Below are 23,579 nucleotides of genomic sequence, written 5' to 3'. Positions count from 1 at the left end.
GCTCGCTAGCGATTGCTTCCACAGCTACCACCGGAACTACTCACTCCCCGAAAGCCCTCGACTGCTCGCTAGCGATTGCTTCCACAGCTACCACCGGAACTACTCACTCCCCGAAAGCCCTCGACTGCTCGCGGGCGCTGTGACGGATACCTCGCTTCGCTCGGTAGTGCCGCCACAGCGCCCGCCACCAGCCTCGCCCTTTCAGTCCACCAGGCAGCACCTGCCCTTCCCCGGGTCGTGCGACAGAGCGCACTCCCGGCCGCAAAGCCGTTTCATCGGCTGAGTCGGGGAAGGGCAGGCCAGCGGAGTGGAGCCTGGCGGACTGGAAGGGCGAATCCGGTCGACGCGGGTGCGCGGGCCCTATCCGAGCGCAGCGAGGATATCCCGCACAGCCGCGTCGAGCGGGTGAGGGCTTCCAAGTGCCACTGGAGAGGGCAGTAGCTATCACAGACGGTTACTAGCCGCGTCGAGCGGGTGAGGGCTTCCAAGTGCCACAGACCAGTACGGTAGCGGTTACCACGAGCAAGCACTACCTTTAGTCACGCCCCCACCGAAGCACGTCCATGCCATCAGTCACGGTCTGGAACGAGTACATCCACGAGCGCGAGGACGACGCCGTCTCCGAGGTCTACCCCGACGGCATCCACACAACCATCGCGGAGGCACTGGCCGAACGTGGCCACGACGCACGGACGGCGACACTCGAGGAGCCCGAACACGGGCTCACCGACGCGGTCCTCGACGACACCGACGTGTTGCTCTGGTGGGGCCACGCCGCCCACGACCAGGTCGACGACGCTATCGTCGACCGAGTCGTCGAGCGAGTTCAGGAAGGGATGGGCCTCGTCGTCCTCCACTCGGCCCACGCCTCGAAACCCTTCACCCGCCTGCTCGGGACGCCGTGTGACCTGACCTGGCGCGAGGGCGACGAGCGCGAGCGCCTCTGGATAACGGACCCCGGCCACCCAATCGTCGACGGACTTGGCGATTCCATCGTCATCGACGAGACGGAGACCTACGGCGAACCCTTCGGCATCCCGGAACCGGACCGCCTCGTCTTTACGTCGTGGTTCGAGGGCGGCGAGGTGTTCCGCTCGGGCTGTTGTTACCGACGCGGTCGTGGCAGCATCTTCTACTTCCGGCCGGGCCACGAGACCTACCCAATCTACCACCGCGAGGACATCCAGCGGGTGCTTGACAACGCCGTCCGCTGGGCCGCGCCGAGTGACGGTGCCGACGCCCACGGCGGGAACCGGAACGTCGACGCGCCGGAGTCGCGGTAGGCCAACGAGCGGCGACGCGCCGCGCAGCAGGCCGGCGAACGTCGACACGCGGTAGGCCGGCGTTACTCACTCGCGCGCGTGCTTCGTGCGCGCACACGCGAATGCCGTCTGCCGGTTTCGCCGAGAGATTTTTGACCCTGAACTACATAGTTGTTCATACAATGGGGTTCGGGAGCTACGACGAGTCGGAACAGGAGAACCAGGAGTATGACACAGATTTCGACGACGACGATGGGCTCGACACTGAGGGGGACGCCCATCAGGGGGACGTCGAATTCGAGTTCACCGCGTCGAACGACGAACTACTCGACCGGCTGAAAGACATCAAGGAGGACGAAAAGAAGAATACGTGAAACCGGGGCGGCGCGCACTGGGCATCGCAGCGTCGGACCGCGACCAGCGGAGTCACCTCGCCGGGGCGGTCGTCCGCGCGGACCGGGCGGTCGACGGCTTCGTCTTCGGGACCTGCACCGTCGGCGGGAGCGACGCGACGGTCGCCGTCTGCGATATGTTCGACCGACTCGACCGCGAAGACCTCGGCTATCTCTTCCTGTCCGGCATCGCGCCGGCGTGGTTCAACCTGCTCGACCTCCACGCCATCCACGACCACACCGGGCTGGCGACCCTCTCTGTCTCTTTCGAGGCCTCGCCCGGCCTCGCCGACGCGATTCGTGACGCGTTTGCTAGCGATGACACCATCGCGGACCGTCTGGCGACCTACCGCGCCCAGCCCGCCCGTCGCGAGCTGTCGGTCAACGACGACACGGTGTTCGTCCGCAGCGTCGGGCTCGAGGCGGACGAGGCCGACGCCGTCGTCCGAGCATACACGCCCACTGGTGGCCGACCGGAGCCGCTCCGCGTGGCCCGGCTCGCGGCCCGGGCGGTGGCAGTCGAGCGGGACCGTTGCGCTTGATACACCGCCGGCCCAACCGCCGGCCATGAGCAACATGGACGGGCTCACCGTGACCGAGTGCGAGCGCTGCGAGGCGCTGTGTGCGTCGCGCTCGCAGATCGTCAACGGCGTCGGCCCGGCCGACGCGGACCTGCTGTTCGTCGGCGAGGGCCCCGGCGCCAACGAGGACGAGCAGGGCGAACCGTTCGTCGGCCGCAGCGGCGACGTGCTAGACGAGACCCTGCGCGAGGTCGGGCTGGACCGGGGCGACGTGCGCATCACCAACTGTGTGCGCTGTCGCCCGCCGGAGAACCGCGACCCGCACAAGCAGGAGCTGGCGAACTGTCGAGGCTATCTGGAAACCGAAATCGAGCGCGTCGACCCCGAGCTCGTCGTCACGCTCGGGAAGGTCCCCGGCGAGCACCTACTCCAGCGGGACGTGGCCGTCACGGCCGAGGCCGGCGACGTGAGCGATATGACCGTCGACAGCGGCCCACAGCCGGTGATGATTTGCGTCCATCCGGCCGCGACGCTGTACGACCCCAGCCAGAAGGAGACGTTCAAATCGACGCTGGAGAAGGCCGCCGAATTTACTGATGGGGAGAGCGGGCAGAAGCGATTGGGCGACTATTAGGGTGAATCGCGGCGGTTAGCGAGCAGGATGCGAGTTTGAACAGCCAGAAAGCCCCCGTGCGCTCGACTCGCGCGGCTCGTTGCGCGCTTCAGTCACTCCGTTCCTTCCAGTGCTTACGTCGCCGTGCTTCGCCGAGCGCACGGCCCCTTTCAGTCCCGCCCGTAGCCGGTTGGTCAAACAGCCACGGGTGGGACTGAAAGGGGCGGCGGGCTACACGAAGGCGGACGACGTAAGCACCGCAACGAGTGAACGTAGTGAACGAGTGAGGAGCGCAGCGAGTTCTCCGAAAATCCGAGATTTTCGGGATGACGAGAGAGCTTTGCTCTCTCGAACCACCCCCGAGTGTAGCACGCCGGGGCTTTCTGGCTGTTTGCAGCGATGCTGTTAATTCTCGCTGCTAGCTGGGCTGTCGGGTTCGCAGCGGAAATCGTCCCCGAAAGAGGCACGACAACGACTAGCCGCAACACCTGTCCGAAGGGGAAGCCACTTAGCCGGGCTTGGCGTAACGCGGCGTATGAACGCCAGACAGACCACCGCAGAGGTGGTCGTCGTCGATTACGGGCTCGGGAACCTCCGGAGCGTGACCCGCGGGCTGGAGCGGGCCGGCGCCGAGGTGCGGCTTACGGCGGACCCGGCGGAGTTTGGTAGCGCCGACGGTATCGTTCTGCCCGGCGTCGGAGCCTTCTCCGAGGGGATGGACAACGCCGGCCCCTTCCGGGACGCACTCGAGGAAGAGGCCGAGGCGGGCACGCCGCTCTTTGGCATCTGCCTGGGGATGCAGATGCTGCTGACCACGAGCGAAGAGGCCGACCACGCCGGCCAGGGCGACGCCGAAGGGCTGGCGCTCGTCCCCGGCAAGAACGTCCGTTTCTCGCGCGACCAGACGGTCCCCCATATGGGCTGGAACGAACTCGACGTCCAGCGCGACCACCCGCTCGTCGACGGTATCGACGGGGACTACGCCTACTTCGTCCACTCCTACTACGCCGTCCCCGACGACGAGGAGGCGGTCGTCGCCACCACCGACTACGGGACCGACTTCGCCTCTATCGTCGCCTCAGAGGAAGGCAACGTCTTCGGCACCCAGTTCCACCCAGAGAAATCGGGCGAGACCGGGCTGCAGATTCTCCGGAACTACGTCGACTACTGCGTCGAGCAGCGGTAAGGGGGACTGTACCGCGCCGGAGGCGCGGTTTCACGCGAATCGCCATCGGCGATTCGCGCCTTTTTCGCCCACGTTTTTCAACGAGTGGTCTCCGCAGCGAACGGAGTGAGCGAGGAGGCCCGAGGCCGAAAAAGGTGGCCCGGAGAAATCGGGCGAGACCGGGCTGCAGATTCTCCGGAACTACGTCGACTACTGCGTCGAGCAGCGGTAAGGGGGACTGTACCGCGTCGGTAGCGGTCTGGGCCGAAAAACAGCGACAGAGGTGGATTCTTGTGTCGGCCGGGAGTGGCCGCGAGTATGACAGCCGACGACGAACAAGTGGGCCTCGTGACCGGTGCCGGCTCCGACATCGGTGCCGCGACGGCGCTGGCCTTCGCCGAGGCGGGGTGGACCGTCTACGCGACCGACGTCGAGACGCCGCTGCCCGAGCGGGTGAGCGAGCGCTGTCGCTGTCTCGAACTGGACGTGACCAGCGACGAGCAGTGCCAGGCCGTCGTCGACCAGATAACCGAGAGAACCGGCGGCATCGACTGTCTGGTCAACAACGCCGGCTACGCCGCGCCCGGACCCACGGAGGACGTGGCGACCGACGACGTCCGGGCGATGTTCGACGTGCTCGCCGCGGGCCCACACCGGCTCGCGAAGGCCGTACTGCCGGAGATGCGCCACAGCGGCGGCCGCATCGTCAACGTCTCCAGCATCCTCGCGAAGTGTGCGTACTCGGGACTGGGCGCGTACTGCGCCGGCAAGGCCGCCCTGTCGTCGATGACCGACGCGCTCCGGATGGAGCTTGCCGACAATCCGGCCGTCCACGTCGCGCTCGTCGAGCCCGCGTGGGGCGAGACGAACTTCGCAGAACACGCCCGCTCGAAGCTCCCGGACGAGCGGACCCCGGAGTACGACGCGACCTACGAGGCCCTCGAAGACGGCTGGCTACTCGAATGCGAGCCGCTTGCCGAGCCGCCGGAAGCGGTCGCCGAGCACGTCCTCGAGGCGGCGACCGACCCGGAGCCGCGTGCCCGATATCCGGTCGGGCCGTCCGGGAGAGTCGCCCAGTTGACCAAGTGGTTGCCGCCGCGGCTCGCCGACCCGATTCAGCTATGGTTCGGCCGGGTGAGCACGCAGCTTCGCGGGTGGGTCTGATGGTCGAAGCGGACGAGGAACACGCCGACGTGGCGCTCTCGACGGGCCAGACGGTGACGGTCCCGCTTGAGACGGCGGCGACGGTGACGGGACTACTGCTCCCCGCCGACAGCGACGCCGTCGCCGCCCTGCTCCCCGAGGACCTCGAGCCCGTTCGCGTCACGCCGAGCCGGGGTCTCGTCACGGTGCTGGCCGTCGAATACCACCGCATCGGCGACGACACCATGCGACCCTACGACGAACTCGCCGTGGTGCTTTCGGCGACGCCACAGTCGCCCGCCCGACCGCTTGCCCCGCTCGCGACCGGCGAGTACGGCGGCTACGTCCACTCGCTGCCGGTGACGACCGAGCCCGCCCGCGCACTCGGTGACGAGGTGTGGGGGCTGCCCAAGACCGTCGCGCGTATCAGCCACCACGACGAGGCGGGCCGGCGTACCACGAGCGTCGTCGAGGACGGCGACCACGTCCTCACCGTCGACATCGCCCGCCCCCGGAGCTGGCCTGCCAGTCACAGAACCACCAGCTACGCCGTCCGTGAGAGACAGCTCGAAGCGCTTCCGGTCAGTTTCGACGGCCGCGTCGGCGTCCGACCGCTCTCCAGGGACTTCGAGGTGCTGGTCGGGACCCACGACCGCTCGGCGACGCTGCGGGACCTGGACCTGGGCGACCGCTCGCTCGCACAGTTTGCCTTCGAAGGCGAGGTGACATACGGCGCCGGACAGCCGGTGGCGTGAGCGGCGGCGGTCGGCGGTTGCGGTGGCCGGGCGCGAGGGCTGCGACGGCTGTCGCAGCCGAGCGCCGACGGGGAAGGGGAGGCTGTCTGGAGGAGCATCCGACGACGAAGTCGTCGGTTCACCGAAAGACTCGCTTCGCTCGTCTTTCGAGCCCTGCGGTCGCGGTGCTCCCGCAGGACACCGGACGCGAGCGAAGTGAGCGTCCGGCCTTTTTCGCGAACGTTTTTCAAGGAGCGGTGGACGAGCGGAGCGAGTCCACCCGACGCAGAAAAAGGATCTCTAGAGGAAATCCCGGACGTCAGAGTACCACATGTCGTGGTGGTCGATGGCGTCGATGGCGTCGGCGATACGCACCGCGATAGCGTGCCAGCAGAGCTGTTCGGGGTCATCCCGGTCGAGGTTGTACTCGGCGTCGGCACAGTCACACTGGCCGTCCTCGACGATGTACTCGTCCTTGTAACCGACGACGACCATGAAGTCCCGGTACCCTTTCACGCGACTCTCACCGACGGCCTCGATGGCCCGCCGGCCCCGGTCGCCGTGGACGTCGACGATAGCCGTCACTAGGTCGGGGGTCAACTCCCCGGCGTCGGCTAATCGGGCCACCCACTCCTCGACGGCGGTCACACGCTCGCTACGGATAGCCCCGACAAAACAGCGTCGGCTCTAGGAAGAATGTGAATTGGGATTGTCCACGCAGCAGATTCGGTTCACGACAGCCAGAAAGCCCCGGTCTGCTACACTCGGGGGCCTCGCTGTGCTCCTCGTCACTCGCTACGCTCGTTCCTGCGGTGCTTGCGTCGTCCGCCTTCGTGTAGCAGACCGCCCCTTTCAGCCCCACCCATAGCCGGTTGGTCGAAGAGCGCCGGGAGGGACTAAAAGGGGCGGGACGCTCGGGGAAGGCGGGCGACGTAAGCACGCGAGCGAAGCGAGCGCGCACAACGAGCCCCCCGACCCGAGCGTCTCGGGGCTTTCTGGCTGTTCTCACTCGCTGTTGGGGCGACCTGCAGACCGTTCATGTCGGCTATGAATCCGTCGACAGCCGCTGCTGGCCCGGAAGCATCAACAGGCCGGAGTCCCTGTCTAATTCATGGCCGACGTGCCGTGGGTGGCGCTGGGGTCGTTCGCGTCGGGAGTCGGGTCGCTGTATCTGCTGGCACAGCTCCGCGAGCACTGGGAAAAGCCGGGTGCGAGGTGGTTCGTTGCGACCATCGGACTCATCACCGTCTGGTCGGCGGTCTACGGCACGGCACTGCTGACGTCGAATCCACCGGTTCGGCTCGCCCTGGAGGCGATAACGTGGGGCTGTCTCAGCTGGCTGGGTTACGTCTTCGTCGGCTTCGCGCTGGGGTACACCGGGCGGCAAGAGACGCTGGAGAGTGCGGCGTTTCGAGCAACGGCGCTCGTCCCGGCGGGCGTGACGGTGCTGGCGCTTGCGAACGGGCGGGCTGGCTTCCTGTGGACCGAAACCGTCGTGTCGACGGCCACGGCTGGGACGATCGTCAGCTACGCCATCCAGCCGCTTGGCTATCTGGCGATATTCGCGGCCATGCTGTTCGTCTCCTTCGGGACGATGCTCGTCTTCGACACCGTCCTCAGCTACGGCCCGCTGTACCGCCGGGAGGCAATCGCGGTCGGCCTGAGCCCCATCCCGCCGGGCCTTGCGGTTCTGGTGTGGGCGCTCGATATCGGGCCGGCGGTAAACCTGACGACGCTCGCGTTCCTCCCGCATCTGGTGCTGGACGCCTACGCCTTCCTCGGCAGCGATATGTTCGAGTTCCACCCCGCCACGCGCCGCGCCGGCGAGCGGGCGGCCATCGATGACATCGCGACGCCGGTGGCCATCGTCGACGTGGCGGGCCGCATCGTGAACTGCAACCCCGCCGCGGAGACGATGCTCGGGGTCGCAAAGCGGTCGGTACTGACCGAGCCACTGGACGAGCACGTCGAGGGCGACCGGTTCGTCCCCGGGGAGGACGACGACCGCTTTGGCGTCGCAAACGGCGGCCGCCGCCGGGAGTACAAGCTCCAGCAGACCGAACTCACCGACGGCGGCGGGAGCCGGCTCGGCTACACCGTCGTCTTCCAGGACATCACCGACGAGATACGCCGCGAGCGCCGTCTGGAGGTCCTGAACCGGTTCCTGCGACACAACGTCCGCAACGAGAGCGTCGTCATCCAGGCCCGTGCGGAGCTGCTCGCGGAGACGCTCGACGGCGACGAGGCCGACCACGCCGCGACCATCGAGCGGGCCGTCAACCGGCTCGTCGCCTCGGGTGACAAGGCCCGCACGCTCTCGGCGGCCGGCACTGACGACGCCGACCTCGAACCCGTCCCGGTTCGCGAGATGGTCACCGAGACCGTCGACTCGCTGTCGGCCGACAACGACGGGGCGGTGACCGTCGCGGTCCCGGACGACCTGACGGTGCGGAGCCAGCCAGTCTTGCTCGGCGTCGTCGTCGAGAACCTCGTCGAGAACGCTCTCCAGCACGGCGGCACAGCGGTGACGGTTCGGGCGGCGACCGACGGCGACGAAGCGGCCCTCTCGGTCAGCGACGACGGGCCCGGGATTCCCGACCACGAACTCGGCGTGCTTGACCGCGGCGAGGAGACGGCGCTGTCCCACGGGAGCGGCATCGGGCTCTGGCTCGTCAACTGGGCGACGACGACGCTCGGGGCCGACCTCGAATTCGACACGAGCGACGGAACGACGGTGACGGTCAGGATTCCCGTGGCTAGTGACCCGGCCGTTGCTGCTCCCGATGATGACTAGGTTGTCAACAGCCAGAAAGCCCCGGGCTGCTACACTCGGGGAGCTCGCTGTGCGCGCTCACTCCGTTCGCGTGCTTGCGTCGCTCGCCTTCGTGTAGCAGGCCACCGGGAGACCGGAGGTCGCCCGAGCTCGCGGGCGGCTGTGCCGCCCGCGAACGCCCCTTTCAGTCCCACCCGTAGCCGGTTGGTCAAACAGCGCTGGGTGGGGCTTTCTGGCTGTACGTATCGTTGTTAGTTGAACCACCCACAGAAACGGATACTCCTGGCGCACCTTCGAACGACTTACGGGCCCCCGTGAGCACGCTCAGGTATGCGCGTAAGCGAAGGGCAGGTCGCGGTGACGGTCCCCGAACAGCCCGACGCGGGGAAGGGCGCCGACGTGTTCTTCAACCCCGTCCAGGAGCTGAACCGGGACCTGACCGTGGCGACACTGCGGGCCTACCGGGAGCGAACGCCCCGCGTCGAGACGTATCTCGACGCAACCGCGGCCAGCGGCATCCGTGGGGTCCGTGCGGCGGCCGACGGCTGGGAGACGAGCCTGTGTGACGTCGACGACGACGCCGTGGCGCTCTGTCGCGAGAACCTCGACGACAACGGCCTCGACGGGACGGTCCACCACGAGAACGCCAACGTGCTCATGCACAGCGAAGCCTTCGACGTGGTGGACCTGGACCCGTTCGGGACGCCGATTCCGTTCGCCGACGCGGCCATCCAGGGCACCAAACACCTGCTCTGTGTGACCGCGACCGACACTGCGCCGCTGTGTGGCGCCCACTTCGAGAGCGGCGTCCGGAGCTACGGCGCGGTGCCCCGGAACACGGAGTTCCACGCGGAGATGGGGCTGCGAGTCCTGCTGGGAGCGATGGTCCGGACCGCCGCCCGCTACGACATCGCCGCCCGACCTATCCTTTCGCACGCCACGAGTCACTACGTCCGCACCTACCTCGAGTTCGACCACGGCGCGAAAGTGGCCAACGACTGCATCGACGAGCTGGGGCACGTCTACTACTGCCAGCGCTGTCTCTGGCGCGAGTCCGAACGGGGCCTCATCGCGGACGCCCCAGCGGCCTGCCCCCACTGCGGCGAGCACGTCCAGACCGCCGGCCCCATCTGGCTGGCCCGGAGCTGCGAGCCCGAGTTCGTCCGGTCGGTCGCCGACCACGTCACCGAGGAGATGGGGACCGCCGAGAAGGCCCGGGAGCTGTGTGGGACGCTGGCGGCCGAACTCGATACCCCGACCCACTACGACCAGCACCGCCTGTGCAAGCGCTGGGGTCGCGGTGCCGAGGCGATGGACACCTTCATCGAGAAACTGCGGGCGGCGGGCTACGAGGCATCGCGAACGCACTACAGTGGCACATCGTTCAAAACCGACGCCGACGTGGGTGAGATACGCGAGGCGACCGCGGCGTAGGCACCGTCGACGCCGGACTGTCGGCGCCGAACAGCGCGGCGACAGCCGACCGTCAGCGGTCGGCCGACCCGCTGCCCCGGTTCTGGACCGCCTCGACGAGCGAGTAGGCAAGCAGGTACATCGGCCGGAGGAAGTAGTTAAGCATCCCAGCCAGCCCGACGAGTCCGCCCAGAGCCTGGAGTTCCGCGGGCGAGGCGGTCGATTCGAAGGCGACGGCGAGCGCCGCAAGCGCGGGGGCCAGCCACAGGGTCGACAGCAGGCTGTCGACGTCGATACCCGCCACCCGTCCCATACGGGCGTCGGGCCGCGTGTAGTACAGCCCCGCTGACAGCGCGAGCAGGAGGCCGAGCAGCGGCAGCGAGCCGGGGACCCCGGCGGCGCCGAGCGCGAGCAGTATCCCGGCGGCGACGAGACACAGCGCCGTCACCTGCATCGTCCCCGTCCGTATCGCCCTCTCCATGGGCGGAGGTCGGGGTGGCGAGATATAATACCTCTGTGATAGAACGGTGTCGCGGAACCCGCACACACCGGCCGCTCGCAGTGCTATCTCGCCATCGAACATCGCTGCAGACGCGACCACACGGTCCCGTGCGGTCGATGTGTAAACTGTTTCGATTGTTACGATATATGTGCGGGCCGTTCGATAGCCGACTGTGAACCGGAACCGCACCGTCAGCGTCGGTCGGGACCTCGTCAGTGCCGTCCGGACCCAGCAGGTCTCCTTTCTCGCCGCCAGTATCGCCTACTATATGTTCGTCTCCCTGTTGCCGCTCCTGTTGCTCGCGCTCGCTATCGCCACGTTCGTCGGCGACGAGGCGTTCGCGGATCAGGTCGTCTCGGCCGTGGGTGCGGCGTTGACGCCGGAGTCGGCGCGGCTGCTCGGCAACGCGCTCACTAACGCCAGCGGGCGGGGCGGGGCGACCGCGGTGAGTCTCGTCGTGATGGTCTGGGGGGCGCTGAAGGTGTTTCGCGGCGTCGATACGGCCTTTTCGCGTATCTACGACACCCACGAGGTCGGGGGCTTTCTCGACAGCCTCGTCGACGCGGCCGCGGCGCTTGGCGGCATCGGCCTCGCCCTGGTGGGCTTTGCCGTCGTCGGCTCGCTTGGCGCCGTCTTCGGCGTCGACGTCGCACTGGGCGGGCTGGCGCTGATTCCCATCCTCGTCGTCGCCTTCCTCCCGCTGTACTACCTCTTTCCCGACACGAAGACGACGGTCCGGGGGGTACTCCCGGGCACGGTGTTCGCGGCCGTCGGGTGGACGGTGCTTGCGACCGTCTTCAGCCTCTATGCCTCCGTCGCTGGGGGGTTCCAGCTCTACGGCGTCATCGGCGGCGCCCTCCTGCTGGTGACGTGGTTCTACTTCGCCGGCCAGCTCCTGTTGCTGGGGGCGGTACTCAACGCCGTATTGAGCGGGGGAACGGACCGGCAATTACAACACGATTCCCTTCGACGGGCCAACAAAGCGATGAGCGAGGATGCCGACAGCGAGACACCCCCGCCCACCGAGAGCGGGGGGGTCGACGACCTGACCGACGAAGAGCTCGAAGAGCTACGCGAGGAGTTCGAGGCGTTCCGCGACGACGTGGAGGACCGCACACTCCACCGCGACGACGTCGAGAGCGACCTCAAGCAGTACGTCCGTCGGCGGATGCGCCGGGGGCACGCCCGCGGCTGGGGCCCCTATCTCGTCTTGCTGTACGGGACCATCATGACCCTGGGCGCGTTCTACTACCTGCAGGGCGTCTGGGCGGTGCTCGCAATGGTGGTCGTCTGGCTGTCGACGCTCGGGCTCTACGTCGTGATGGTCGTCGTCGGGCTCGGACTCCGGGTCACCGGGCTGCCGGGTATCGCCCTCGATAAGGTACGCGACTGGCGTGAATGACTCGCGGCGTCGGCGTCACGGAGCTCCTGACGGAGCTGCCGACCGCCGTCATCGTGCTCTTTGCCGTCCTCACACAGCTCGGTGATTTCTGGTTCGTCTCGACGGCGAGCCTGCTTTTGTACTGGCTGGGCTCGGCCACGCCGTGGCTGGGACGGGGCCTCACCCGCGAGCGGGGCGCGATGCTGGTCGGGCTGGTCGCTACCGCCGCCGCCGTCGGCTTCGCGCTGAAAGGCGTCTTCGCGTTTCCGCGGCCGCCCAACTCCGAGATAGTGGCCGCGGCCGCCGACCTCCCCTGGCCCGTCGAACCGTTCTACGAGTCGGTCGTCACCGGCCAGGGCTATGGCTTCCCGAGCGGGCACGCGACCACGTCGGTGCTGGTCTGGGGCGGGTTCGCGTGGGCGCTGCGGGTGGGTACCCGGCGACAGCGCTACGCCGTCGCGGCCGCGGTCGTCGCGGTCGTCTCGCTCTCGCGGCTCGTGCTGGGCGTGCACTACCTCGTCGACGTGGTCGCCGGCGCGGCCATCGCCGCCGCCACCCTCTGGCTGGTCCTGACGCGCCTGCAGACGCCGACGCGCGTGTTCGCTCTCGTGACGGTCGTGGCCCTCGTCGGCGTCGTCGCGGGCGGGCTCACCCGGGACACCGCCGGGGTGCTGGGGATGGGCGTCGGCGGGCTGGTCGCGTGGACGGCCCTCGACGGGGTGCCGGCACCGACCCGCCGGGGCGGGGTGGTCACGACCGCTCTCGGGGGCGTCTCGCTCGGAACCATCGGTCTCGTGGTGGTCACACTGTCCCCACAGGACGCCGTGGTTGGCATCCTCGCGGCCGCCGGCACCGGTATCGCGCTGTCGCTGCCGCTGGTCGGTGAGCGCGTCACGAAAAAAAGCGGTCGTGGTAGCGGCAGTTAGAACGTCTCGAGGTACTGGTCGAGTTCCCACTGGGAGACGTCGACGAGGTAGTCCTTGAACTCGGAGCGCTTGGCTTCGACGAAGTTCTCGAAGACGTGTTCGCCGAGGGCGTCGATGACGACCTCGTCCTGTTCGAGTTCGTCAACGGCCTCGCCGAGGTTCGTCGGCAGCGTGGTGATGCCGTACTCTTCGCGCTTTTCCTCGTCGAACTCGTAGATGTTCTCGCGGACCGGGTCCTCGCAGTCGAGGTCGCGCTCGATGCCGTCCAGCCCGGCGTGGATGAGCGCCGCGAAGGCGAGATACGGGTTACAGGACGGGTCGGGGAAGCGGGCCTCGATACGCGAGGCGGCCGGGGTGCGGGCGGCCGGCTTGCGGATGAGCGCCGAGCGGTTCCGGTCGGACCAGGCGACGTAGACGGGGGCCTCGTAGCCGGGGACCAGGCGCTTATAGGAGTTCACCGTCGGGTTGGTGACGGCCGTGATGGCCGGTGCGTGGTCGAGGATACCGGCGGTGAAGCTCTTTGCCGTGTCGCTGAGGTTGAACTCGTCGTCGTCGTCGTGGAACGCGTTCTCGCCGTCCTCGGTGAAAAGCGAGATGTGCGTGTGCATCCCGGAGCCGTTGATGCGCGGGATGGGCTTTGGCATGAACGTCGCGTGCAGGTCGTGTTCTGCCGCGATAGCGCGAACGACAGAGCGGAAGGTGGCGACGTTGTCGGCCGTGGTCAGGGCGTCGTCGTACGTGAAGTTGATCTCGTGCTGACCCTGGGCGACCTCGTGGTGGGAGGCTTCGATGTCGAAGCCCATGTCCTCCAGCCCGTAGATGATGTCACGTCGGACGTCGGAGGCGAGGTCCTTCGGCGCGAGGTCGAAGTAGCCACCGGCGTCGTTTGTCTTCGTGGTCGCGCGGCCCTCTTCGTCCTCCTCGAACAGGAAGAACTCCGGTTCCGGAGCGGCGTTGACCTCGTAGCCCATCTCGTTGGCGCGGTCGATGGCGCGCTTGAGGACGCCTCGCGGGTCGCCGGAGAACGGCTTCCCGGTCGAGGTGTCGATGACGTCACAGATGAGGCGAGCGCTGGAGCCCCCCTCGACGTTCTCGCGCCACGGCAGAATCTCGAACGTCGACGGGTCCGGGTCCAGACGCATGTCGGACTCCTGAATGCGGACGAAGCCGTTGATGGAGGAGCCGTCGAAGTAGATGCCCTCCGTGAATGCTTTCTCGGCCTGGTCGGCCGTAATCGAGACGTTCTTGATCGTACCGAGGATGTCGGTGAACTGGAGGCGAAGGAAGTCGACGTTCTGTTCTTCGATTTCGTCGAGTACCTCCTCTGCCTCAGCGGAAAGTTCGCTTGTCATGCTTGGACACCGGGAAGGAACACTGCTAATACTAAAACCCTGCCGTTATGCGCAAGGATTTCGGCCTGCTCGGCCGCATTTGGACATTCGTAAAATTCTAATCCCCCGCTACCGTGAGTGGATGTAATGACGTATGAAAATCTCGACCGCAAGTTAGTGAATGCACTGTTGGGCGACGGCCGTGCCAGCCTCCGAAGCCTCGGAGAAGACCTCGACGTGTCGGTGACGACCGTCTCGAACCACCTCTCGGACCTGGAAGAGGAGGGCATCATCAACGGCTACACCCCGAAGGTGGACTACGACGCGCTGGGCTACGACGTCACGGCCATCATCCAGCTCAAGGTCGAGGGGTCCTCCCTGCCCGACGTGACCGAGAGCCTCAAAGAGCACAAGCAGATGATATCGGTGTACGAGGTCACCGGCGACTACGACATTATCGCCGTCGGCAAGTTCACCGACACCGACGGGATGAACGCCCAGATCAAGGAGCTGCTCACCGACCCGGAGATCAACGAGTCCAACACCTCCGTCGTGTTGAACACCGCCAGCGAACACGAGCAGTTCGAGCTCGACCTGAAGTAAGGCACAGCGACACCGGGACGGGGCCGCAAGTCGCGAGCGGAGGGAGACACCGCCCACACAGCGGCTGCGCTGTCCGTGGCTTGGCGAGCGCGTTCCGGATCGCCGATACCTGCGACTCCGCGACCGGACAGACTGTCGGGTCGGCAGCCAGTCGACGGGCGGTATCTGCCTGCGGCGTTCTGGACGGTCGCCGTGGACCGGCCAGTGTGTGAGACAGACACGGCAACTGGCACGGAACCAACGGGTTCTTGACTGACCAGTCAGTTAGTACTGTCAATGAGCGATGGCGACGCCGCCGAGGAGATAATGTGTGCGACCTATCGCGCGCTCTGCTCGCACGGCTACGCGGACCTGACGATGCAGGACATCGCCGACGAGTCCTCAAAGAGCAAGGCCGCCCTGCACTACCACTACGACAGCAAGCACGACCTGCTGTGTGCGTTTCTCGACTACCTCTACGAGCGGTTCGTCGAACGGACGGCCGACCTCGAGGGTGACGACGCACACGAGCGGCTACTCGGCCTCGTCGACGCAGTGTTGACCGAGCGTGACAACCGCGAGGAGTTCGAGACCGCGATTCTCGAAATCCGCGCGCAAGCGCCGTACGAGGATAGGTTTCGCGACCGGCTGACACGGTTCGACGACCACCTCGTGGCCGAACTGACCGGGATTCTGGAGGCGGGCGTCGCGGACGGGACCTTCGACGCCGACGTCGACCCGGAAGACACCGCACAGTTCATCGTGACGGTGCTGACCGGTACGTCGACCCAGCGGGTCACCGCCGGCCAGCCCGTCGAGTGTAGCCAGCGGATGCTCGCCGACTACGTGGAGACGAACCTGCTGGCCGGCCCGGAGGCGCTCAGCGCATGAGCGCCCGCGAGCGCGTGAGCGCCCTGGCAGCCCGCCTCGGCGGGCTGTTCAAGGGGAAAGAGGAGCTGGAGCTGACCAGCGGCCCCATCGGGAAGCCGCTGCTGTATCTCTCCTTTCCCATCGTCATCACGAACCTCCTGCAGGTCGCCTACAACCTCGCCGACACCTTCTGGCTCGGCCAGTACAGCACGACCGCGCTGGCGGCCATCTCGTTTGCCTTCCCGATGATATTCCTGCTCATCTCGCTGGGGATGGGCCTCTCTGTCGCGGGGAGCGTGCTGGTCGCCCAGCACACCGGGGCCGAGGAACACGCCCAGGCCGAGTACGCCGCCTCCCAGACGCTGACGTTCGCGGTCGCCGGCTCCCTGTTGCTGGGGTCGGTCGGCTACTTCTTCGTCGAGGACTTCCTTCGGGTGCTGGGGGCGTCCCCGGAGGTCCTGCCGGGCGCGACGGGGTACCTGCAGGTGGTCTCGCTGGGGCTGACGACGATGTTTGGCTTCTTCGTGTTCATCTCGCTGATGCGGGGGGCCGGCGACACCATCACGCCGATGCTCGTCATGCTCGGCACCGTCATCCTGAACATCGTCATCGACCCGTTCCTCATCTTCGGCTGGGGGCCGTTCCCGGAGCTGGGCGTGGTCGGGGCCGCCGTCGCGACCATCTTCTCGCGGGGGCTGGCCTTCGCCGTCGGCATCGCCATCATGCTGCGGGGGGACCGCGGCATCCAGGTCAACCCGCGGGACATGGTGCCCGACTTCACGTACCTGAAGAAGCTACTCGCCATCGGCGTCCCGGCCTCCATCGAGGGGACCGGCCGGGCGCTGTCGGTCAACGCGATGCTGTTTATCGTCGGGACGTTCTCGGTCACCGTCGTCGCCGCCTTCGGCGTCGGCATCCGCGTGTTCTCGCTCGTGTTCATGCCCGCCATCGCGATGGACCGCGGCGTCGAGACGATGACCGGCCAGAACCTCGGGGCCGACCACCCCGACCGGGCGGGGCGGGCCAACCACTTTGCGGCGAAAGTCTCCTTCGTCCTCCTCTCTATCCTGGGCGTCGTCACCATCTTCGCCGCCCCCGCGGTGGTCAGCGTCTTCAGCGACGACCCGGAGGTCGTCCGCGTCGGCGCCGAGTTCCTCCAGTGGGTCGCGCCCACCTTCGGCTTCATCGGCATCGTCCGGGCCTACTCGGGCGGGTTCCGGGGCGCGGGCAAGACCCTCACCGCGGCGGCGCTGGCGGTGACGATGCTCGGCGTCCTTCGCCTGCCGGTCGCGTGGGTCATGTCCCGCCCCGTCGCCCTGCCGGCCTGGGCGGCCGACCCACTCTTTGCGGTCTCGGCGACGCTCGGAACGGGCGTCGTCGACGCACTGTCGTTCTCGCTGGCCGAGCAGGGTATCTGGCTCTCTTCGGCGTCTCGAACGTCGTCGCCGCGGCGCTCGCCTTCGCGTGGTTCACCCGCGGAACCTGGCGTGACGCCGACCCGCGGGCCGACCCCGACGCGGCGGTGGCCGACGACCAGACGAGCCAGCCCGCCTCCAGCACCGCGACGAGGGCAGTCACGGTGAGGACGCTCGCGACCGTCGTGACGAAGACGGTCGCACTCGTGAACTCGCCGGGGGCCAGCCCGTCGCCGACGTCGCTGAACGCGCCGACGAGAATGATAGTGGTTACGCCGGTCGGCGTCGCAAGCAGGAGGACGACCGCACGAGCCACGGTCGTGTCGCCGACGCCGACGAGTAGCACCGCCGCGCTCGCGACCAGGGGCGCGAGCAGCAGTCGCAACGCGCCCGCCGCCCCCACGGGTCGGAGCGTCCCCTCGATGTCGACGCCGGCCAGCTGAATCCCGAGGATGAGGAGCATTACGGGAATCGAGGCGTTGCCCACGAGTTCCAGGGTCTGCATCAGCGTCGACTCGACGGGCGGCACGACGCCCGCGTAGCGGGCCGAGAGCGCGACGACGACGGCGTAGACGAACGGGACGCCGAACACCCGCCGCATATCCGCGAGCGGGTCGCTCTCGCCGCCCCGGGCCGCGATGTAGATACCGACGGTGTACATCATGACGGCCTCGAGGGCGGTGACCAGCACCGCGACGCTGCGGCCGGTGGGGCCGAAGACGAAGTCCGCGAGCGGGATGCCGTAGTTGCCGGTGTTAGGGAAGACGGCGACGAGGACGAACGCGCCCAGCATCGGTTCCCGCTGGCCCGAGAGTCGGCCCACCGCCTCGCCGACGGCGAGCATCACGGCCGTAAAGAGCCCGACGGCCCCGACGACGGAGAGGATGGTCCCCCCGCCCAGTTCGGAGGTGGCCAGACTGTGGACGACGAGTGCCGGCGCGAGGACGTAGACGGTGATGGTGTTCAGGGCGTCGGCCTCGACGTCGCGGTACCGACCCAGCGCGTAGCCCACGGCCGCGACGGCGACGATGGGGAGGATGGCCGTCGCGAAGATTCCGAACAGCGACACTGGTGGGTGTCACGCGGCGAGGGCCAGAACTGTTTCGGCTCGGAGACGGGCCGACGAGGACTGTGGACCAGCCTAGTACGCTTATATCACAGACAGACCAAGCCAGAATATGACAGTCGAAGACCTCGACTCGTTCGGGATGCACCGGATGGACGACGACGACATCGAGGGGACCCTCTCGAGCCAGAGCGTCGGCGTCCTCGGCGTCCCCACCGACGGGGCGCCGATGCTTCGCCCCCTGAGTTACTGGTACGACGGCGACGACGCGCTGTATTTCATCTACGTGCTGGGTTCGGAAAGCGAGAAGGCGACCGTGACCGACCAGGCCGGCGTGGCCCAGTTTCTCGTCTACAGCGTGGAGACGACGTTCAACTGGCGCAGCGTGCTGCTGACCGGGACAATCGAGGCGGTCTCCGAGGCGGAGCGGGAAGCCCTCGAAGAGCGGATGGACATCGCTTGGCGCCCGGACCTGTTCGAACGAGCGGGCGAAGCGAGGCGCGACGCGCCTCGAAGCGAAGCGAACCGCGGAGTGGAGACAACCGCCATCTATCGGTTCGACATCCACGAGCGGGCCGGTATCAAACAGCTCGAGCTGCCGCCCGAACTCAGAGAGCCCGACTCGTCGGGCCGGATGGAGTAGGCGAGGAATCGACTGAAAGGAGATTCCTCGAAGAAGCGCAGCGGGGAGGGACCAGAGGTCCCTCAAGCAGTCGGGCGGCATGGCCGCCCGACGACGGCGAAGCCGCGAGCAGTAGCGAGGAACCGAACACAGTGAGGTTCCTCGAAGCGAACCGGAGCGGGGCCGGGGGTCCCGCAGGCAGTCGGGCGGCATGGCCGCCCGACGACGGCGAACGTCGCGAGGCCGACCAACAGGAGGCCTCGAAGCGAACCGGCGAGCGGAGTGACCCGGGGAGCGAAGTGAGTCGGAGAGCAGTGGCGAGCCGGCCGTCGCGAGTACGGCGAGGCCGGCCCTGGAAGCTAAACCGACTGGTCGTGAAATCGACATATGGTCGAGCGGTGCGGATTCGAGTGGCCGGCCGAGTGCCTTCGGGTTGAGCGGCGGGCCGACGAAGCCGCCCAGGCCGCCTGTTGTGCGCGCCCAGTTGCGGACGGGGCCGACCGCTGTCGCTGGCACGCCGGTGAGACACTACCCGAAGACAGCGACGCGGCACAGTCGGTCGACTCGGCGACCCAGCCGGCCCCGGGACGACGCGGGCCCTTTACCGAGCTGCTCGACGGGTCGGCGCTTGCCGGCTGCACACTGCGAGGGGCGGCCCTCGCCGGGACCGCCCTGCGGGGGCCGACCTGCGCGGGGCGACGCTCACCGACGCCGACCTCCGCGGGGCCTCGCTCCGGGACACCGACCTCCGCGGGGCGAACCTGGCGGGTGCGGACCTGACCGACGCCACGCTCCGGGGAGCCGACCTGCGGGAGGCGACCCTGGAAGGTGCGGACCTGACCGACGCGAACCTGCGGGAGGCGGACGTTCGCGACGCGAACTTCCGGCGCGCGACGATGGTCGAGGTGAAACTGTACCGGGCCGATATGCACAAGGCCTACCTCGGCCGGGCGGACCTGACCGACGCGAACGTCGAGAGCGCCGACCTGACGAAAGCGTATCTGGGACGGGCGGACCTGACCGGGGCGGTGCTGGGTCGGGCCACGCTGACGCGGGCGAGCCTGCAGGGCGCGGACCTGACCGACGCCTCTATCGGGCGGGCGACGCTGCGGCGGACGACGCTGTACAAGGCCGTCCTGACCGACGCGTATCTCGGCCGGACGGACCTGCGGGGCGCGAACTGCAACAGCGCCGAGCTCGACGGCGCGAACCTCGCACAGGTCGACCTCGAGGGGGCGAACCTCAGGGACGCGAACTGCGCCGGCGTGAACCTCGGCCGGGCGGAGGTGAGCGGAGCGAACCTCCGCAACGTCGACCTGACCGGGGCGAACCTGCGGGAGGCGACCCTCAGTGACAGCGTGCTCGAGGGGGCGAGCCTGGCCGGAGCCATCTGCCGGGACGCCAGATTCGAGGGCGTCCGGCTCGACGGGGCGACGCTGCACGGCGCGACGTTCCGGAACGCCGACATGGCCGACGCCAGCCTCGAAGCCACCAGCGGCGCCCGACTGACGCTCAGGGAGGCAGACCTGGCCGGCGCGACGCTGGCCGACGCCGACCTCCCCGCAGTGGACTGCTCGGGCACGGACTTGACTGACGCAGACTGTCGCGGCGCGCGGCTGGGCGGCGGCGACCTCCGCGAGAGCGTGCTGACTGACATCACCGTGAGCCAGGGGACCCGCTGTGGGGCCCAGACGAGCGCCGAAGACGCGGCCGACGACGCCGCGGCGTGGGACGCCATCGCCCGGGCCTACAACGACCTGAAAGGCGCTTACAGCGAGGCCGGACTCGTGGGGAAAGCCCGCCGACAGCACGTCCTCGAACGCCGCGCCAGGGGGTACGAGGCCCGCGCAAACGGGTCGCTCACTGGCTACGTGCAGCTGGGTGAGGGCCGGCCGAGCGTGACCCCCGGGCAGGGCAACCTCGCTGCTTACGGGGCCTATCTGGGCTCGTGGGCGTCCCGAGTGACGACCGGCTTCGGCGTCCGCCCGTTCCGTCTCACGGTGTGGATGCTCGTGCTCTTCGCCGTCGCGGCGGTGGCCTACGAACTCGACCCCGGCATCACCGAGCCCATCTACTACAGCGTGGTGACCTTCACAACGGCGCCGCCGGTCGACAGCGAACCGACGCTCCCGCTCGTCGACGCCATCGCGCTGATAGAAACGTTCGGCGGGACACTCCTCATCGTGTTACTGGGCTACATTCTGGGCAATCGGGAGCGGTTCTGATTGCCGTGGTTTGTGGAAATGGCCGGGGTCTGATACGAAAAGGTTGCAAGATACAAACTGTGTATATAGTAGGTCTACTGAGATGTATCTCTCGTGGAGCTTTCAAACAAGGCTGACAGTGCTAATTACTGTATCCTCTCCCCAACACGATTAATTAATTTGCCCCGTTTTATCATGATATGGACTGGGAGAGATGGCGACTCAACGCGGAAATTTACGGACTTAAAGCGAGAGCGAAGCTGAAGATATTATTCATGGTCGCAGGAATCGTCTTGATCTTCATAGGTGCGTACAACCTGCTCGCAGAACCGTATCTAGATACCACTCGGGTCGCAGCTGTCCCGGCAATCGGGTATGTTGGTTCGGAGGGTAGCGGCATCTTCCTGCTGGGTGACGTGGTCGCAATTGCCGCCGGAGCGGTAATCGTCTGGCTGTCCTGACCCACTTGCAACGAACTACAGCAATACTTACGACGGCATCAGACCCTGTTGATTAAAACAACCCTGTAAAGTGGTTACGCTCGATCCACAGCAGTCGGCTCTGATCAATTGGCTCCCTGTCAGCAACACGGCCGCTGAGAACGGTCCCGAGTTACAGTTGCACTGAGGCCACTACTGTCTGCACTCGGCGAATCGAAACGCAAAGAGAGAAATCGGTTAGCGAGCGGTGCGGACTGCGGTAGGGACGAGCATCCGGCGCGCGCAGCGCGCCGGTTCAACCGCAGCGCGCGGACCGCCGCGGGCCGGAGGCCCGCGAAGGGAGCACGCAGCGATTTTTCCCCACGTTTTTGCCTGAACGAGGGCCGTAGCGCCCGAGTGAAGTGTGGGAAGGCTCACGGGCTACGCCCGTTCGCCTGTTCGGCGAATCTCGTTACCTCGATTCGCCTACATCATGCCGCCCATGCCGCCGCCCATGCCGCCCATGCCGCCGCCGGGCATGCCGCCGGCGCCGCCGGGTCCGCCAGGTCCTTCGTCCTCGTCGTCGTCGCCGGAGCCACCCTTGAGGTCGCCCGCGGCGATGACGTCGTCGATGCGCAGGATCATCACGGCGGCCTCGGTGGCCGATTCGATGGCCTGGGTCTTGACACGGAGCGGCTCAACAACGCCGTCTTCCTCCATGTCGACGACCTCGCCGGTGTAGGCGTCGAGCCCGCTGGTCACGTCGCCGCCGTCGTGCTTGCTGCGCAGGTCCACGAGGGAGTCGATGGGGTCGTGGCCCGCGTTCTCGGCGAGCGTGCGCGGGATGACGTCGATGGCGTCGGCGAAGGCCTCGACGGCGAGCTGTTCGCGCCCACCGACGGAGTCGGCGTAGTCACGCAGACCGAGCGCGAGCTGGGTCTCGGGGGCACCGCCGCCGGGGAGGACCTTGCCGTCCTCCAGCGTGGCGGCGACGACGCCGAGGGAGTCCTCGATGGCGCGCTCGACCTCGTCGACGACGTGTTCGGTACCGCCGCGCAGAATCATCGTGACGGCCTTGGCGTCCTCGACGTCCTCGACGAAGATGCGCTCGTCGCCGGCGATGTCCTTCTGTGCGACGGAGCCGGCGAAGCCGAGGTCGTCGGTCTCGATGTCGTTGATGTTCGAGACGATGCGGGCGCCCGTCGACCGGGAGAGGGCCTCGATGTCGGACTTCTTGGCGCGTCGGACCGCGAGGATGCCCTCCTGGGCGAGGTAGTGCTGGGCCATGTCGTCGATGCCCTTCTGGCAGATGACGACGTCGGCGCCGGTGGCGGCGATCTGGTCGACGTACTCCTTGAGCTGTTTCTCTTCCTGGTCGAGGAACTCCTGGAGCTGGTCGGGGTCGGTGACCGAGACCTCGGTGTCGAGTTCGGTCTCGGGGACCTCGATGGCCGTGTCCAGGAGCGCGATGTCGGCGTCCTCGACGGCGAAGGGCATGTTGTCGTGGACGCGCTCCTTGTCGATGATGACGCCCTCGACGAGTTCGGACTCGTCGGTGGCGCCGCCGACCACGGTCTCGATCTGGATGTTGTCGGTGTCGACCGTGCCGTCGTCGTCGGCGACGGACTGGACCGCGCGGACGACGAGCTCGCCCAGCAGGTCCTTCGAGGACTCGGCGCCCTTGCCGGTCATCGCCGTGCCGGCGACCTTCTCTAGGGTCTCGGTGTCGTCGGCGTCGACGTCGATGGCGTTCTCCTCGAGAATCTCCTTTGCCTTCTCTGCGGCCTGGCGGTACCCCTGAGCCAGGATGGTGGCGTGGATGTCCTGGTCGAGGAGTTCCTCGGCCTTCGACAGCAGTTCACCCGAGATGACGACCGCCGTCGTCGTGCCGTCCCCGACCTCGTCCTCCTGGGTCTGGGCGACTTCGACGATCATGTTGGCCGCCGGGTGCTCGATGTCCATCTCGTCTAAGATGGTGACGCCGTCGTTCGTGACGACGACAGAGCCGGAGTTGTCGACGAGCATCTTGTCCATGCCTTTCGGACCGAGCGTGGTCCGAACGGCCTCGGCGACGGCCGTGCCCGCCGTGATGTTCATCGACTGGGCGTCCTTCCCAGATGTGCGCTGGGACTCCTCGGAGAGTACGATCATGGGCTGGTTGCCCATCTGCTGTTGAGCCATAGTCACACGATGATTGAAAGTGATTCTATATAAATGTTGTGGTGGCGAGCGTTCGACCGCTACA

At 67.3% G+C, this 23,579-nt stretch carries 21 protein-coding genes and 3 pseudogenes; 19 read left to right on the top strand and 5 right to left on the bottom strand.

The window, feature by feature from the left end; translation table 11 throughout:
- Positions 1-563 precede the first annotated feature (563 nt).
- The 7 genes from P1K32_RS08705 to P1K32_RS08675 all read left to right on the top strand — a co-directional run bounded on the left by P1K32_RS08705 (position 564) and on the right by P1K32_RS08675 (position 5,851).
- Complete coding sequence (locus P1K32_RS08705; RefSeq protein ID WP_276249348.1) at positions 564-1,283, top strand: ThuA domain-containing protein; 720 nt, start codon at positions 564-566, stop codon at positions 1,281-1,283.
- Between the two features lie 161 nt (positions 1,284-1,444).
- The gene (locus P1K32_RS08700; RefSeq protein ID WP_276249347.1) at positions 1,445-1,636 is read left to right on the top strand and encodes a DUF5786 family protein; all 192 of its coding nucleotides are present in this window, start codon (positions 1,445-1,447) and stop codon (positions 1,634-1,636) included.
- On the top strand, positions 1,633-2,196 hold the full coding sequence (locus tag P1K32_RS08695; protein WP_276249346.1) for an endonuclease dU: 564 nt from the start codon (positions 1,633-1,635) through the stop codon (positions 2,194-2,196). The genes P1K32_RS08700 and P1K32_RS08695 overlap by 4 nt, the downstream gene beginning before the upstream one ends.
- Before the next feature lie 25 nt (positions 2,197-2,221).
- A complete protein-coding gene (locus P1K32_RS08690; protein ID WP_276249345.1) occupies positions 2,222-2,809 on the top strand; it encodes a uracil-DNA glycosylase in 588 nt (195 codons plus the stop codon).
- Between the two features lie 514 nt (positions 2,810-3,323).
- Positions 3,324-3,974 (top strand): imidazole glycerol phosphate synthase subunit HisH, encoded by a 651-nt coding sequence (hisH, locus tag P1K32_RS08685; RefSeq protein ID WP_276249344.1) that lies wholly within the window; start codon positions 3,324-3,326, stop codon positions 3,972-3,974.
- 297 nt (positions 3,975-4,271) lie between these two features.
- Entirely contained in the window at positions 4,272-5,117 is an 846-nt protein-coding gene (locus P1K32_RS08680) for an SDR family NAD(P)-dependent oxidoreductase (RefSeq protein WP_276249343.1), read from the top strand.
- Positions 5,117-5,851, top strand: coding sequence for an acetoacetate decarboxylase family protein (locus P1K32_RS08675; RefSeq protein ID WP_276249342.1), 735 nt, complete (start codon positions 5,117-5,119; stop codon positions 5,849-5,851). Before P1K32_RS08680 ends, P1K32_RS08675 begins: the two co-directional genes overlap by 1 nt.
- Before the next feature lie 279 nt (positions 5,852-6,130).
- Here the strand turns inward: P1K32_RS08675 and P1K32_RS08670 are convergent, their stop codons facing one another.
- Positions 6,131-6,478: a hypothetical protein gene (locus tag P1K32_RS08670; protein ID WP_276249341.1), complete on the bottom strand. Its 348-nt coding sequence runs from the start codon at positions 6,476-6,478 to the stop codon at positions 6,131-6,133.
- Positions 6,479-6,941: 463 nt separating this feature from the next.
- Between P1K32_RS08670 and P1K32_RS08665 the strand changes: the two genes are divergently transcribed.
- Together P1K32_RS08665 and P1K32_RS08660 are read left to right on the top strand one after the other, a co-directional pair.
- Entirely contained in the window at positions 6,942-8,624 is a 1,683-nt protein-coding gene (locus P1K32_RS08665; RefSeq protein WP_276249340.1) for a histidine kinase N-terminal 7TM domain-containing protein, read from the top strand.
- A 309-nt stretch (positions 8,625-8,933) separates the two neighbouring features.
- The gene (locus tag P1K32_RS08660) at positions 8,934-10,037 is read left to right on the top strand and encodes a tRNA (guanine(26)-N(2))-dimethyltransferase (protein WP_276249339.1); all 1,104 of its coding nucleotides are present in this window, start codon (positions 8,934-8,936) and stop codon (positions 10,035-10,037) included.
- A 52-nt stretch (positions 10,038-10,089) separates the two neighbouring features.
- Here the strand turns inward: P1K32_RS08660 and P1K32_RS08655 are convergent, their stop codons facing one another.
- A complete protein-coding gene (locus P1K32_RS08655) occupies positions 10,090-10,497 on the bottom strand; it encodes a hypothetical protein (protein ID WP_276249338.1) in 408 nt (135 codons plus the stop codon).
- A gap of 193 nt (positions 10,498-10,690) precedes the next feature.
- Here P1K32_RS08655 and P1K32_RS08650 point away from each other — a divergent pair, with 193 nt between their 5' ends.
- Entirely contained in the window at positions 10,691-11,920 is a 1,230-nt protein-coding gene (locus P1K32_RS08650) for a YihY/virulence factor BrkB family protein (protein WP_276249337.1), read from the top strand.
- A complete protein-coding gene (locus tag P1K32_RS08645) occupies positions 11,917-12,825 on the top strand; it encodes a phosphatase PAP2 family protein (RefSeq protein ID WP_276249336.1) in 909 nt (302 codons plus the stop codon). The genes P1K32_RS08650 and P1K32_RS08645 overlap by 4 nt, the downstream gene beginning before the upstream one ends.
- Here the strand turns inward: P1K32_RS08645 and glnA are convergent.
- Positions 12,822-14,177, bottom strand: a complete 1,356-nt coding sequence (gene glnA, locus P1K32_RS08640) for a type I glutamate--ammonia ligase (protein WP_276249335.1) — start codon at positions 14,175-14,177, stop codon at positions 12,822-12,824. The two genes, P1K32_RS08645 and glnA, sit on opposite strands and share 4 nt — an antisense overlap.
- Before the next feature lie 126 nt (positions 14,178-14,303).
- Here glnA and lrp point away from each other — a divergent pair, with 126 nt between their 5' ends.
- The 3 genes and pseudogenes from lrp to P1K32_RS08625 all read left to right on the top strand — a co-directional run.
- A complete protein-coding gene (gene lrp, locus P1K32_RS08635) occupies positions 14,304-14,759 on the top strand; it encodes an HTH-type transcriptional regulator Lrp (protein ID WP_276249334.1) in 456 nt (151 codons plus the stop codon).
- A gap of 276 nt (positions 14,760-15,035) precedes the next feature.
- Positions 15,036-15,629 (top strand): TetR/AcrR family transcriptional regulator, encoded by a 594-nt coding sequence (locus P1K32_RS08630; protein WP_276249333.1) that lies wholly within the window; start codon positions 15,036-15,038, stop codon positions 15,627-15,629.
- Positions 15,626-17,142: pseudogene (locus tag P1K32_RS08625) on the top strand (MATE family efflux transporter); the annotation flags it as partial. The gene P1K32_RS08630 and the pseudogene P1K32_RS08625, both read left to right, overlap by 4 nt.
- 11 nt (positions 17,143-17,153) lie before the next feature.
- Here P1K32_RS08625 and P1K32_RS08620 read toward each other — a convergent pair.
- A pseudogene (locus P1K32_RS08620) lies at positions 17,154-18,092 on the bottom strand (AEC family transporter); the annotation flags it as partial.
- A gap of 109 nt (positions 18,093-18,201) precedes the next feature.
- Between P1K32_RS08620 and P1K32_RS08615 the strand changes: the two are divergent.
- From P1K32_RS08615 to P1K32_RS08600, 5 genes and pseudogenes are all read left to right on the top strand, one after another.
- Positions 18,202-18,732, top strand: coding sequence for a pyridoxamine 5'-phosphate oxidase family protein (locus P1K32_RS08615; protein ID WP_276249332.1), 531 nt, complete (start codon positions 18,202-18,204; stop codon positions 18,730-18,732).
- A gap of 366 nt (positions 18,733-19,098) precedes the next feature.
- Positions 19,099-19,491, top strand: a complete 393-nt coding sequence (locus P1K32_RS08610; protein ID WP_276249331.1) for a hypothetical protein — start codon at positions 19,099-19,101, stop codon at positions 19,489-19,491.
- A pseudogene (locus P1K32_RS17880) lies at positions 19,398-19,595 on the top strand (pentapeptide repeat-containing protein); the annotation flags it as partial. The gene P1K32_RS08610 and the pseudogene P1K32_RS17880, both read left to right, overlap by 94 nt.
- A gap of 12 nt (positions 19,596-19,607) precedes the next feature.
- Positions 19,608-20,936: a pentapeptide repeat-containing protein gene (locus P1K32_RS08605; protein WP_473092376.1), complete on the top strand. Its 1,329-nt coding sequence runs from the start codon at positions 19,608-19,610 to the stop codon at positions 20,934-20,936.
- Between the two features lie 179 nt (positions 20,937-21,115).
- The gene (locus P1K32_RS08600; protein ID WP_276249330.1) at positions 21,116-21,376 is read left to right on the top strand and encodes a hypothetical protein; all 261 of its coding nucleotides are present in this window, start codon (positions 21,116-21,118) and stop codon (positions 21,374-21,376) included.
- Positions 21,377-21,820: 444 nt separating this feature from the next.
- Here P1K32_RS08600 and thsA read toward each other — a convergent pair whose 3' ends face one another.
- Positions 21,821-23,500 carry a thermosome subunit alpha gene (thsA, locus tag P1K32_RS08595; protein WP_276252181.1) on the bottom strand — a complete coding sequence of 560 codons (1,680 nt, stop codon included), beginning with the start codon at positions 23,498-23,500 and terminating at the stop codon, positions 21,821-21,823.
- Between the last annotated feature and the right edge of the window lie 79 nt (positions 23,501-23,579).

This window comes from Haloarcula rara (genome assembly GCF_029338235.1).
GTDB classification, from domain to species: domain Archaea; phylum Halobacteriota; class Halobacteria; order Halobacteriales; family Haloarculaceae; genus Haloarcula; species Haloarcula rara.
The sequence above is the reverse complement of the archived record's forward strand: the minus strand, read 5'-3'. Positions and strand labels throughout refer to the sequence as shown.